Genomic DNA, 13,765 nt, shown 5'->3' on the forward strand with positions numbered 1-13,765 from the left:
CGTTGTTTTAAATCCGTAAGCAAGGCCGCCACTGCCTGATCCGACTCGCGGCATTTATCCCATAAACCGTATTCGAGCGCCCCATCGCGGCCCGTTCCGTGCGTATCCCAACCCCAGTCAAATAGCTGCACAAACCGTACACCTCGCTCAACTAAGCGACGAGCCAGCAAACAATTTCGAGCGAACGATCCTTTATTTGGGTCAGCCCCGTAACTGTCAAGTATATATTGGGGCTCACTCTTGATGTCCATCGCATCAGGGACGGACATTTGCATACGAAACGCCAATTCGTATTGAGCAATACGGGTCAGAATTTCAGGATCTTTGACGTCTTCGTATTGCTGTTGATTAATCTCGGTGATGGCATCAATGGTCTGCTTGCGTACGTCGCGGCTAATGCCCAACGGATCAGACGCATAAAGCACCGGGTCACCGTCAGTACGACATTGCACACCCTGATAAACGGTCGGCAAAAAGCCACTTCCCCAAACCGATTTACCCGCATCTGGTTGCTTACCACCTGATGCCAAGACTATGTAGCCAGGTAAGTCATCGTTCTCGGTACCAAGTCCGTACGTAACCCATGAGCCTATACTCGGGCGGCCTAACCGCGCACTCCCTGTGTGCATGAGTAACTGGGCAGGTGCATGATTGAACTGGTCTGTATACATAGCCTTCAGGAACGTAACGTCATCAACAACCCCTTGTAAATGCGGCAGATAGTTGGATAGCCAGGCTCCAGACTGACCGTACTGAGCAAATTTCCCCTGGGGGCCCAGCATTTTCGGTACACCCCGGATGAAGGCGAATTTTTTCCCGGTGAGTAACTCCTGTGGACAATCTTTGCCGTGGTATTTCACTAACTCAGGTTTATAGTCAAACAACTCCAGCTGGCTTGGCGCCCCAGCCATGTGGATATAAATAACCCGCTTAGCCTTCGGTACGTATTGCGACGGATGTGGAGTTGTAGGCTCACCTGATAGGGAAGTTGCCCCAACAGCGTTTGTCGTTACGTCATTTTTACCGGACAAACCGCAGCTTCAGAGAACAGAACTAAGAGCCATAGCGCCCAGGCCTGTTGTACAGGTGTGCAGAAAATGCCGCCGAGTTTCACGCTCAGCGGCTGCCTGTTGGAGTTCTTGAAGGAGTTTGTTCATATGCGTTGCGTCAGCGTATCGGGCGTTACTTATTCTTTCGTAATGACTTCGTCCAGATTCAGCATCGTATTAGCCGTTAGAGTCAACGCTGCCAGTTGGGGCGTAACGGTCGTGCAATCGATGCCGGGTTGAGACAGTAAGTTCTCCATCTCGTTTGGTTTCTGTCGGTAATATTCTTCCGTTGTTCGGTACAGACGGGCTAAAACAGCCAGTTTTTTCGCCGATAAATCGCGTAGCATGACCTGTCGGAAACCCGCCTGTATCTGCGTTTCGGGCGATCGGCCATGCTGGTACATGTAGGTTGCTAACTGCCGTGCTGCTTCTACATAAACCGGATCATTTAACGTAACTAGTGCCTGCAAAGGTGTATTGGTTCGTATTCGACGCAGTTGGCAAAACTCCCGACTCGGACTATCGAACGTCACCATCGACGGATATGGGGCAGTACGTTTCCAATACGTATACAGCGCCCGCCGATGCAGATCTTCACCTGTGCTTTGTTTCCAGGTTTCACCATCATAGGGCGATTGCCAGATTCCCTCAGGCTGAATGGGCATCACACTTGGGCCGTACATCTTACGACTCAGTATACCACTGACGGCCAGCACCTGATCGTGAACAGCCTCGGCCGATAAACGAACGCGCGGCCCATGCGCTAGCAACTTATTAAACGGATCTTTTGCCAACAGTTCGGCAGTAGCGTTCGATTGTTGCCGATACGTAGCGGACATGACCATGCGTTTTAGAAGCTTTTTCACGCTCCAGCGATCAGTTTCCATAAACTCAACAGCCAGATAATCAAGCAATTCACGGTGCGTCGGCGAAATTCCCTGTGTACCCATATCCTCAACGGTCTCGACAATGCCGGTGCCGAAGAGCTGTTCCCAGAAACGATTAACGGCTACACGGGCAGTCAGGGGGTGCTCCCGGCTGACCATCCAGCGCGCCAGTCCCAAGCGATTTTTTGGTAGTTCTGGATCCATTGCCGGAAAAGATTTCGGTACGTCGGGCGTTACGCGTTTCCCTTTTACGGTCCAGTTACCTCGCTCAAAAACATGCGTTTCGCGCTTCAAATCACCCGATCCGTCCAGCATAATTGGCGTTTGCTCAGTATCGACGTTCAACAGATCGGTTAGCAATTTATCTTTCTCGTCGAGCGTGTTTACGGATTGGCCAGGTAGCAGCGGTTGAAAAGATACCCACTTAATTTGCACCCAGTCTTTCGGCTTCTTATGACTGTCGAGTGATAAGTAAACATGGTGCCGTCCCTGAATGGTTGGCAGCGGAATGACCTGAACCGTATCTTTCCCTGGTTTTGGCGTCGATATCTGGGCTAAAACGGGCCCGTCCAGCTTATCAAGACGTAGCGTTACGTTTGCATCAATTGCTTTGGTACCCCATTTCATGAATAAACGCGGGCGACCGGTAAGTGTCACGTTCTTAATACGTGCCGAGCCTTTATCCTGAAAACCAAAATACTTTGCGTCGATTAGCGATGCATTAACGTATTGATCAAAATCGTGCGAGTTAATTTTAGGTTCGACTGTACGAACGAAGTCCGTAACCCGGTTTACCTCAGATTGCTTTTGCTTTGGATTGGTAATACCCGACTGAATGTATTGCTGTAACGTAACGACTTTAAGTGAATCATCCGATTTATAAAATCGCAAAGTCGGCGTATCGCTCGTTACGTCTTCGTCGCGCGTATTATTAAAGAAAGCCAGATATTTATAGTATTCATCATGTACAAACGGGTCGTATGGGTGGCTATGGCACTGCACACAAGAAAAGGTTGTTCCCTGCCAGACGTCCCAGGTTGTATTAACCCGATCAAGTACGGCCGCTATCCGAAATTCTTCGTCCTGCGTACCGCCCTCGTCATTGTTCATCGTATTCCGGTGAAATCCTGTAGCGACGAGTTGATTATCGGTCCGCTTGGGCAATAAATCCCCCGCTAGTTGCTCAATCGTAAACTGGTCAAATGGTTTATCCTCATTAAATGCTTTGATGAGCCAGTCGCGGTATCGCCAGATTTTCCGCCCCGGATCGCGTTCATACCCTTTTGTATCGGCATATCGGGCCAAATCAAGCCACATACCTGTCCATCGCTCGCCATAAGCAGACGATTTTAACAAACGATCGACTACTTTTTCGTAGGCATTCGGCGATTTATCAGCCAGAAAATCGCCAACCTCTTTTTGGGTAGGTGGCAGTCCTGTTAAGTCGAGCGACACCCGACGTATCAACGTAGCGCGGTCGGCCTCAGGCGAAGGGTTTAACTGTTCCTGACGCAGTTTGTCCAGAACAAAATGATCGATTTCGTTTTTAGCCCAGTTTACTTCGTCACTATCAACAACACCCAGGCGGCTCCAGAACGTACCGATTTTAGGCACATCAGGCTTTGTAACTGACTGGTAGGCCCAGTGATCACCCCACTCAGCGCCCTGATCAATCCATTTGCGAAGTATATCGATTTCATCAGGCTTAAGGGCTGGGTGGTCAAGTGGCATCCGTTCTTCAGGGTCATCCAACGTCAGCCGTCGAATCATTTCACTGGCATCGGCATCACCGGGAATAATGGCTGGCTTACCTGATTTAGCCGGCGCTACAGCCTCGTGCCGGAAAAGAAGTGAAAATCCTGACGCTTTTTTAACGCCACCATGACAGGCAATGCAGTTTTTATTCAGCAGCGGCTTGACTTGGGTGTTATAATCCACCCGATCTTCAAAAAAGCCGAGAAATGACGAAAGTGTTAGTATCAAAGCGAAGGCACCCGCCCCCAAAAGAATCCACCCAGTTTTCATATGACTAGCATGAACAATCAAGCCTTGGCTATAAAAGCAAAGACGCATGAATTTGTACTATGAAAATCACCGATTGATTCAATTTTAACGCACAAATCGCTTAATACGTTCTAAATGAGTCGATAACCACTTCGTTTACCTCACCCGAATATCAATCTGAGCCGTGTCGTCTTCACCATTTGTTGTGCCGTTGCCCGGCGTGGAGTCAGGGTCTGACGGGCTCGCAGAGGTTACTTGAGCCGCGCAGATATTCTCTCCAGAAACCGTTGCGGCTGCCCGAAAACGTAACGTAACGCTACTACCTGCGGCCACAGTGCCAACCGTGCTTATCAGATTTCCACTTGATATCGTAAAATCATCACCCGCTACGAAGCTCATACCGCCAGGCAAATAAGCCGTTACACCCACGTTTGTAGCTGTCAAACTGCCCAAATTCGTTACAGTTACTAAATACTGTACAATATCGCCAACCTGAGGCACCTGATTGCTGGCAGCTAAGCCCAGACTTATGTCAGCTTTATTCGGGTCAGGTGCAGGCTGGTTGCTGATAACATTAGGCAGAGGGACTTGATTTGGGTTTGGGGATGCATACAGTGTACTCCCACCCTGAATCGTGCGGAAATCAATCTGAGCCGCATCATCCTGTCCGTCAGCCGTGCCTGAGTTGGGCTGGCTATCTGGATCAGTCAGAGCTGAAGCTGCGATTTCGGCTGCATTACGATACGTACCATCTGCCGTAGGCTGAGCCACAAAACTCAGGAACGTGGAGGCCCCTGCTGCCAGACCAGGAATCGTACCAACCAAACCGCTTGCGCTGGTTGTCATGGCTGATGACGAAATGAACGTGAAATTATCGGGTAGCCGATTTCGAACCACTACGTTCGTAGCCTGGCCGGGCCCTTCATTTTTTACTATTAACGTAACAGTGATAGGATCATTGACATTCGGAATTTGCGAACTAACATTCATCGACAAACTCAAATCAGCCAGTGGTGGCTGCGAGGTAATCCGAAATAAATTTGATGGAACAGCAGGCGTCGCTGGCGATGTAGAAACAACACGAATCTGGAATCGGCCACTCTGATACGTATTGGGCATAGTTACCTGGATTGGACTTGAAGAACCACTTCCCAGTACAGCTTTATACTGCCCCAACGAATCCAGCAGTTGCACCTGCCATTGATTGCCGGAATCAAATGTCCCCAGCGTACTGAATGCTACGTTTAAACTGGCTCCGGGCAATACATAGTCAGCCAGGTTGTTGGTTACGGCAAATTGCGTCGGTGTGACAGGCGCAGCGTTCTGAAAAAATGCATTATCCAGGCTGTTATTCCAGTTACGCGCAAACCGCGATAAACCCATATCGGACGGAATTGAGTTTGGATTTAGATAATATTGTGGGTGAGTGGCTGGACGTAGCGCATTTCGAAAATGAACGTCCTGAGTGCCCGCATTCCGGTAAACAATCGTATCGTTGTAGGGGCCCTGAAACACGTTTAGCGTATTACTGATAACCTGCTGCTGCGCATTGATAACACCGGGCCGTGTGGTGTTTCCATCAAATGATGCCCGAGCAACCATCCAGGGGATGTTACGTCCACCAAAATCCTGCCTCGATTTCTGAATAAGGCTTGTTAACCGATTGGCATACTGCGTAATACTTCCACCCGAACCGTCATCAAATTCGGCTTCGCCCTGATGCCAGAGAATAGCACGAACGCCAGCCACAGATGCGTAATAAGACAATACGTTCTTCAGGTTAGTATAGGGCTGAAGATTGGGCCAGTTTTCGACGCAGTAATACCGATTACAGGTTGGAATACCATTCGCTGAATTAATCCAGTTTTCAATCGTAGACGCATCCCAGCCCGTTACGTAAAAAGCAACCGGTACGTTATAACGATTCACTACGTAATCACCCAGTTCGCCCCAGCTCCACGAACTTTCGGCCATTGGAAAAACACGCCGTGCTGCTGTCAATGCTTTGAATTTTGGCACTGGCGATGGATCTCCAGAAGAAACCAGAGACTGAGCACCGGGTGGATACGAATGGTTAATTGAATCGATGGCGTTAACCCGGTCGGTAGCCGTACCCAGATCGTTATCCCCAATACCTAGCCCACGAGCATTCGACTGACCAGCCGTAATGAATACTTCGCCGATGCCTACAGGCTGCACAGCGACCTGTGCCGTTACGTTCGCATTGACAATGGTACGTACGGTTAATACGTACCAGCCACCGGCGCCTGTAATGAAACCTAAAAAAATATTATTTGTCGGAGTATTCTGTATGGTTTGCCAACCTGTGGCTGTACCCTGTCCAGCCACAACGGGTACTAATTGCGCTTCCACTCGATCAACAGGCCCGGCAAGTCGTCCTGATACGTATAGGCGCCCATTCCCGTCCGCTCCGCGCTGTACAACCAGGCGTGACATCGGATGAGTAATCTGTAACTGCGCTGACGTTATAAACGGAAAAGTGATCAGCAGAAAAAGCCATCTAAGCGATGCAGACATACGTAGTGGATAAAGAAATCCACTACGAAAATAGACAAAAGTTGATAACGTCTGCTTTTATACCTTCCCCCGCAAATAGTCAGCGGTGTAATTTTCGCCGGTGGGCAGTTTCGCCATCTCTTCGGGTGTACCCGTAAACGTAACGTAGCCGCCTGTTTCGCCCCCTTCCGGTCCAAGATCAATGATGTGATCGGCGCTTTTAATCACTTCCATGTTATGCTCAATGATTAGGACTGAATCGCCCTGATCCACTAAGGCATTGATGGCCGAAAGCAGTTTCCGTATATCATGAAAATGAAGGCCCGTTGTTGGCTCATCGAAGATAAATAACGTACTGCCTTTGTTTGGATTACCTTTTCCCAAGAACGACGCTAATTTAACACGCTGCGCTTCGCCACCCGAGAGCGTATTAGCAGACTGTCCAAGGCCAATATACCCTAAGCCTACGTCCTGCAACGGCTGAAGTTTATCGGCCATTTTGGAGTCGATTTTTCGAAAAAAGGCAATGGCTTCGTCAACAGTCATATCGAGAATGTCCGATACGTTCTTATCCTGCAGCGTCACTTCCAGTATTTCCTGCTTGAATCGTTTGCCACCGCAGCCTTCGCACTTGAGATAAATATCGGCCATGAACTGCATTTCGATTTTTACCTCGCCTTCACCCTGGCATACTTCACAACGTCCTCCATCGACATTGAACGAAAAATGGCTGGGTTTATAGCCCCGTGCCTTAGATACCTGTTGATCAGCCATTACCTGACGTAGATAATCATAGGCCTTGATATACGTAACAGGATTTGAACGGCTCGATTTACCGATTGGATTCTGGTCAATCATCTCAATCGACGCAATACGGTCTATTGATCCTTCCAGGCTATCGTACTTTCCAGCCTCCTCAGCAGCGTCGCCTTTCTGACGCATTAAGGCCGGGTACAATACTTTTCGAATCAGCGTACTTTTTCCCGAACCTGATACGCCTGTAACAACCGTCAACGTATTAAGTGGAATTCGTACATCAACGCCTTTCAGGTTATTCTCACGCGCTCCTTTCAGTTCGATGAAATTCGTGGCTTTGCGCCGGAATGTCGGCACGGGTACTGTCTCACGCCCAGTCAGAAAATCGAGGGTGTGAGACGGCAAAGGGCGTGGGGCATCGGGCGAAGGAGTGGAAACATTGGCATTTCCCTCTGCAATTTCTTCCCACGTTCCCTGAAACACTAAGTGTCCACCTAATGAGCCGGCATCCGGACCGATGTCAATAAGCTGATCAGCTGAACGCATGACTTCTTCTTCGTGCTCTACTACAATAACCGTATTGCCCATATCACGTAGGGATTCCAGTACACTCACTAATCGCTGAGTGTCGCGCGGATGCAGACCAATGCTGGGTTCATCCAGAATATACATCGACCCTACCAGCGCTGATCCGAGCGACGTAGCAAGTTTAATCCGCTGATATTCACCGCCCGACAACGTATTGGTTAATCGGTTAAGTGTCAGATAACCCAGCCCGACGCGCTCCATATAATCCAGACGATTTCGAATTTCGACCAGAATACGGTTGGCAACCTGCTGTTGATTTTCGGGGAGTTCAAGCTCATGGAAGAACGTAGTGACTTTCGTAATAGGCATCAGCACCAGATCGGTGATCGACTTCCCTCCTACTCGTACGTAGCTGGCATCTTTCCGCAACCGCGATCCCCGGCATTCGGGACATGTAGTCTTGCCCCGGTAGCGCGACAACATCACGCGGTATTGTACTTTGAACGTCTGGCTTTCGACGAAATCGAAAAACGAGTTAAGTCCGTCAAAATATTTATTTCCGGTCCAGAGTAACTCCTGTTCGGCGGGTGTTAAGTCCTTATACGGTCGGTGAATCGGGAAGTCGAACCGAATCCCGTTTCTGAGCAGCGGCCGAAGAAACTCTTCACTCATCTTCTCACTTCGCCAGGGCGCAATCGCTCCTTCGAACACGGACAGATTTTTATCAGGAATAACCAGATCCGGATCAATACCCAAAACCTTACCGAATCCATCGCACCGGCGGCACGCTCCGTACGGATTATTGAAGGTAAACAGATTGACACTCGGTTCTTCGAACGCTATGCCATCCAGTTCAAATTTGTCAGAGAAAACCCGCGATTCTTTACCGACAATATCAACGCGGCACGTACCGTCACCTTCATTAAACGCTGTTTGGACTGAGTCAGAAAAACGATACTGGTTATCTTCATCGGGTTGTCCATTATCGTCGTACAACACCGTTCCCCGATCGACCAGAATTTCGAGATTGGAAGAGGAAAGAGTTTCTGTGTTTTCTTCCCCCGCTGCCAGTACGTCTTCTATCTGCAGTACCTGCTGACTGGCATCCCGACCGCCGTAAGCAACAATACGTGTGTAGCCTTTCTGGAGAAGAATGTTCAATTCGTAAGCCAGTGTACGATCTTCTCGAATACGTAGCGGAGCCATCACCATAACGCGCTGACCAGCCTCGAATTCATACATAAAATTGACGACATCCGTAACGGTATCCTTCCGGACTTCACGCCCCGACACCGGCGAATACGTAGTACCTATCCGGGCAAAAAGCAGTTTCAGATAATCGTATATTTCGGTCGACGTTCCAACCGTTGAGCGAGGGTTGCGGGTCGATACTTTCTGTTCGATGGCAATTGCGGGCGAAACACCTTTAATGTACTCAACCTCAGGCTTTTCCATCCGACCTAAAAACTGGCGGGCATAGCTACTGAGGCTTTCAACATACATTCGCTGCCCTTCAGCAAACAACGTATCGAAGGCCAATGAGGATTTTCCCGAACCCGAAAGGCCCGTCAGAACAACCAATTTGTTGCGCGGAATGGCAACATCAATTCCTTTAAGATTGTGTACTTTCGCCCCTTTAATGATAATAAATTGCTTGGGGTCGAGCTGGTCAACGGAACGTAGCGTTTCGGTTTCCGGAGTCTGAGTCATTCGGTATGAACTAGGGTAAACTCTATCTAAATTTTAACGGTTTATTTTAAAATATGGTTTCTCCGATTTTCTTTTCTTACTGGGTAAATGCAACGAGATTTGGGGAAGTACCGTACTAGCTAACAAAACAATGAATTTTGAACAGGAAGATATCATCAGGCTAAGTATTGCCCTGGTGATTGGCGGCTTAATCGGTTCCGAACGCGAATATCATGGCAAGTCGGCTGGGTTACGTACCATGATCATGATCTGCGTAGGCTCTACGTTGTTTACGATGGTGTCGGCACGTATTGATGGCTCAGGCGATCGGGTTGCTGCCAACATTGTTAATGGAATTGGTTTTTTGGGAGCAGGCATCATCTTTCGGGAAGACAACCGGGTAAAAGGCTTGACAACGGCTGCAACTGTCTGGGCAGTATCTGCGTTAGGGATGTGTATCGGTGCCGGTCAGTACGCTATAGCTATCACTGGTTTTGTATTTACGCTTGGCTCTTTGCTGTTTCTGGTCAGTTTAGGCAACCGGATTCAAAAGCTTAATCAAACACGCGACTATAAAATTGTTACAACGTTTCATAACACGGCTCTTACTCGATACGAAAAAATATTTGAAGAATACAATCTATCTCCGGCGCGTAATCATCAGCACCGTATCGGTACCGATATTATCGGCCACTGGCGGGTTGACGGCTCCGAGCAGAACCATGAAAAGTGCATTAATCGCTTACTCAATGACCCTGAGGTAAAAGAATTTACGTTCTGATTTCGTTAAGTTTAGTGTAAGTTTTTTCAGAAATTCACCATGAATTATATCCAGAAGTTTCTATTTATTACACTTTTATTAAGTAGCAGCATTGCCTTTGGCCAACTCACCGAAGATCCGGAAGATCGCCGGGATCAGGGGCGGGATCCGCTACGTACGCAAACGCCTGAAGGCCGCCCGCTTCCTTTTGGCCAGCGCCTTCGGTTTGGTGGCGGTATCAATGGGTTTCGTTTTGGTAATCCGTTCAGTTTGGGGGTTTCGCCGGTTATTGCTTACCAGGCCAGCGAACGGATGATTGTAGGTATTGGCGGGAATTACACATACACCCGTTTCAAGGCTCCCTATTACGTTCCTACTACGTATAACCAGTTCGGCGGCCGTGGCTTTGTTATGTACGAATTTATCCCGTCTATTTTGCCGAATCTGTATTTACACGGCGAACTGGAAAATAGCACAATCCAGGAAAAAGTCGATCAGACCGGTCAGAAAGCAAGCGCCAGTTTAACCTCGCACTTAGTAGGTGTTACGTACTCACAGCCTATTTCGCGTCGGTTTGGCGTCAATCTAACGGCATTATATAATCTGAATTATAACGATAATTCGGGATTAGCTCGTACCATATACGGAAGTCCGTTTGTGTTACGTCTTTCTTTCTTCTAAAATTTCGGGTTGCTTTCTTTGCAACGGAATCCTGACGTAACATACTGTTTATCTTTTGATGGAGTTGAAAGTGACGTAGTTCTGCTACGTCACTTTTGTATACAGAACATTCATTTTTTATCGTTATATTATATTCCACTATCCTTCAGTGCGTTATGAATGTCAATAGTGCTACTGCTGCCAGCCTGTTTTTCCTTTTTAGTTCTTTCTTGGCGAGTGGCCAACCCAACAAGGATACAACGGCCGTGGCTGGTGCGCCCACGCAGGAGCAGCAGTTTGAGAATCTCGGTAATCAGATTAATTCAGAATACAACGAGATCAACCCGGTGATTTCGCCAGATGGTAAGATGCTCTATTTTGCCCGGATTAGTCACCCAAACAATACCCACGGTACCAAAGGCAGTCAGGATATCTGGTTTTCCAGACTCGATACAACCAGTGGTAAATGGGGTCCTGCCCAGCACATGTCTTCTCCGCTTAACAAAGACAATTATAATTGCGCTTATAGCATTACGCCCGATGGTAACACGATGCTCATTAAAGGGCAGTATACTAACGGGAACTACGAAACGCGCGGCTTCTCGGTGAGCAAACGTACTGCTTCAGGCTGGTCAATTCCACAGAAAATAGACATTCCCAACTACGTCAGCATGAGCAAAGGTCAGTTCGATTGTGGGTTTATGTCGACAGACGGGAAAATAATGCTGATGGCCTTCAGTGAAAAGAAAAATAGTAAGGAAGACGACATTTATGTGAGTTTCCGCCAAAAAGACGGGTCCTGGACAAAGCCAATGGACCTGGGGCCGGAAGTCAATACGAAGTTTACCGAAACAACTCCTTTTCTGGCACCCGATGGCGCAACGCTTTATTTCTCCAGTAATCGGGAGGGCGGTTTAGGAAACAATGATATCTACGTATGCAAACGGGTCGACAAAACTTGGAAGCATTGGTCGAAACCGGTAAATCTGGGGCCTAAAGTCAATACGGATGGGTACGATGCTTATTACACGCTATCAGCCTCTGGCGATTATGCGTATCTGACAACGTTTAAAAACACGTTGGGAAAAGGCGATATAGTCCGGATCAAACTGAAAGACAGCTCTAGTGACCAGCCCAGTAAAGTCGGGAATGGCGATGACGTAGCAGGTAAATCCGACGTAACAACGCCTGATCCGGTAGCGCTCATCAGCGGCAAAGTAATCGACCAGACAACCGGAAAGCCCATCGAAGCTCGTATTGTTTATCAAACGCTACCTGATGGTGCCGAAGCCGGCGAAGCGACATCAGACCCCGTTACCGGAGAGTATAAAATCGTGTTGCCTTACGGTCAGAAATATTCCATGCGGGCAATTGCTAAAGATTTTATTGCCGAAGGTGACAACGTAGACCTGACGGGCAAAGTAGATGGCTACAAGGAGATTAAGGGGAAAGAACTAAAACTTGTTCCTGTCGAAGTGGGCCGAACGGTACGTTTGAATAATATTTTCTTTGATACGGGTAAGTCAGAACTTCGGCCAGAATCCGCCCCTGAACTGGATCGGTTAGTAACGACGCTAAATGATGCACCCAAAATGGTTATCGAAGTGCGTGGTCATACCGATAATACAGGTTCGAATGAGTTAAACGCCAAACTTTCGCAGGACCGTGCTGACGCCGTTCGGGAATATTTTATCAGTAAAGGCATTGAGCCGGATCGCATTGCGAGTAAAGGGTTTGGCGAAACGAAGCCCGTTTCCACAAACGATACGGATGAAGGTCGTCAGAAAAACCGACGGGTTGAGTTTGTTATTGTGAAGAAATAACGTGACGGGTTGTTAACATAAAAAACGTATCAACTATCCTCAATTTTTTGAGTTAATCATTTGATTCAGATAACTTCTAATACAACCTCCATTTACTTTAACTATGCAACTCAACGCTGGTTGTGAGCTGACTTTTGAAGCTGAAACACCAACTCCCTTAGTACTTATGTTGCGTCCGCGCTCCGGAGCCGGGCAGTGGATTATCCGCGAAGAATACCAGATTAACCCTACTGTAAACGTAACCGAGTTTACGGACATGTACGGGAATCTCTGCCAGCGGGTTGTAGCTCCGCCAGGGCCGTTCTCGATTTACTTTTCGGCCACTGTGCAAACCGCTGATCTGATCGACGTATCGCCTGGTGCGCCATATACGCCCGTTGAAGAACTGCCCGATAGTGTGTTGCATTATACCTTACCGAGCCGGTATTGCCAATCGGATCAGTTGGGTGATTTAGCCACTGAAATTACTCAGAATGCCGAACCTGGTTACGATCAGGCCGAAGCCATCCGCAAATGGATACACGAGAACGTAACCTATCAATACGGAACCAGTGATGCAAGCACATCGGCTGTCGACACAGCAAACAAACGCATCGGAGTTTGCCGTGATTTTACCCATCTGGGCATTTCGCTGTGCCGGGCACTGAATATTCCAGCCCGAATGGTCGTTGGCTATTTATATCAGCTCGACCCTATGGATTTGCACGCCTGGTTTGAAGCCTATGTAGATGGCCGGTGGTTCACGTTTGATGCTACGCAGAAGCAGCCTCGCGGAAATCGTATTACGGTTGCCTACGGTCGGGATGCTGCAGACGTAGCGTTTACTACCCAGTTTGGCCCTATGCAACTCAACGACATGAAAGTGTGGGTCGATACGGCGCAGCATGAAGACGACGAGAGCGAAAAAAAATCGGAAGACGCTCCAACCATCTCGTCTTCAGTGGGGTCTAACAATCAGGACAGTAAATAATATGAACAAACAACTGCTTTTCTGCGCCTTTGTGGGGTTACTAACGTCCTGCCAACAGGAAGATGCTATTCAGCCAAGCTCATCAACACTGGCCGGAGAAGCAGTCGGTACGTACCGAACTA

General features: G+C 48.3%; 7 protein-coding genes and 1 pseudogene. 4 read left to right on the forward strand and 4 right to left on the reverse strand.

Annotated elements, in window-relative coordinates:
- The 4 genes and pseudogenes from ACOJS8_RS01200 to uvrA form a co-directional block, all read right to left on the reverse strand.
- Positions 1–1,157, reverse strand: a pseudogene (locus ACOJS8_RS01200) (DUF1501 domain-containing protein); the annotation flags it as partial.
- A 29-nt stretch (positions 1,158–1,186) separates the two neighbouring features.
- The gene (locus tag ACOJS8_RS01205) at positions 1,187–3,961 is read right to left on the reverse strand and encodes a DUF1553 domain-containing protein (RefSeq protein WP_420146700.1); all 2,775 of its coding nucleotides are present in this window, start codon (positions 3,959–3,961) and stop codon (positions 1,187–1,189) included.
- Positions 3,962–4,096: 135 nt separating this feature from the next.
- A complete protein-coding gene (locus ACOJS8_RS01210; RefSeq protein WP_420146701.1) occupies positions 4,097–6,478 on the reverse strand; it encodes a sialate O-acetylesterase in 2,382 nt (793 codons plus the stop codon).
- Between the two features lie 57 nt (positions 6,479–6,535).
- The gene (gene uvrA / locus ACOJS8_RS01215; protein WP_420146702.1) at positions 6,536–9,451 is read right to left on the reverse strand and encodes an excinuclease ABC subunit UvrA; all 2,916 of its coding nucleotides are present in this window, start codon (positions 9,449–9,451) and stop codon (positions 6,536–6,538) included.
- Between the two features lie 130 nt (positions 9,452–9,581).
- On the opposite strand from uvrA, the gene ACOJS8_RS01220 reads away from it, so the two are divergent.
- The 4 genes from ACOJS8_RS01220 to ACOJS8_RS01235 all read left to right on the forward strand — a co-directional run bounded on the left by ACOJS8_RS01220 (position 9,582) and on the right by ACOJS8_RS01235 (position 13,643).
- Positions 9,582–10,211 carry an MgtC/SapB family protein gene (locus tag ACOJS8_RS01220; RefSeq protein WP_420146703.1) on the forward strand — a complete coding sequence of 210 codons (630 nt, stop codon included), beginning with the start codon at positions 9,582–9,584 and terminating at the stop codon, positions 10,209–10,211.
- Between the two features lie 39 nt (positions 10,212–10,250).
- Positions 10,251–10,871, forward strand: coding sequence for a hypothetical protein (locus ACOJS8_RS01225; protein ID WP_420146704.1), 621 nt, complete (start codon positions 10,251–10,253; stop codon positions 10,869–10,871).
- Between the two features lie 155 nt (positions 10,872–11,026).
- Entirely contained in the window at positions 11,027–12,673 is a 1,647-nt protein-coding gene (locus ACOJS8_RS01230) for an OmpA family protein (protein WP_420146705.1), read from the forward strand.
- A gap of 103 nt (positions 12,674–12,776) precedes the next feature.
- Positions 12,777–13,643, forward strand: coding sequence for a transglutaminase domain-containing protein (locus tag ACOJS8_RS01235; RefSeq protein WP_420146706.1), 867 nt, complete (start codon positions 12,777–12,779; stop codon positions 13,641–13,643).
- Positions 13,644–13,765 lie beyond the last annotated feature (122 nt).

The sequence above is a fragment of the Spirosoma sp. genome (assembly GCF_048594605.1).
Classification (GTDB): Bacteria; Bacteroidota; Bacteroidia; order Cytophagales; family Spirosomataceae; genus Spirosoma.

Excerpts from the sequence above, each read along its gene's own strand:
- ACOJS8_RS01220 (WP_420146703.1), top strand. The coding sequence starts at position 9,582 with ATGAATTTTGAACAGGAAGATATCATCAGGCTAAGTATTGCCCTGGTG.
- ACOJS8_RS01210 (WP_420146701.1), bottom strand. The coding sequence starts at position 6,478 with ATGTCTGCATCGCTTAGATGGCTTTTTCTGCTGATCACTTTTCCGTTT.
- ACOJS8_RS01205 (WP_420146700.1), bottom strand. The coding sequence starts at position 3,961 with ATGAAAACTGGGTGGATTCTTTTGGGGGCGGGTGCCTTCGCTTTGATA.
- ACOJS8_RS01225 (WP_420146704.1), top strand. The coding sequence starts at position 10,251 with ATGAATTATATCCAGAAGTTTCTATTTATTACACTTTTATTAAGTAGC.
- ACOJS8_RS01230 (WP_420146705.1), top strand. The coding sequence starts at position 11,027 with ATGAATGTCAATAGTGCTACTGCTGCCAGCCTGTTTTTCCTTTTTAGT.
- ACOJS8_RS01235 (WP_420146706.1), top strand. The coding sequence starts at position 12,777 with ATGCAACTCAACGCTGGTTGTGAGCTGACTTTTGAAGCTGAAACACCA.
- uvrA (WP_420146702.1), bottom strand. The coding sequence starts at position 9,451 with ATGACTCAGACTCCGGAAACCGAAACGCTACGTTCCGTTGACCAGCTC.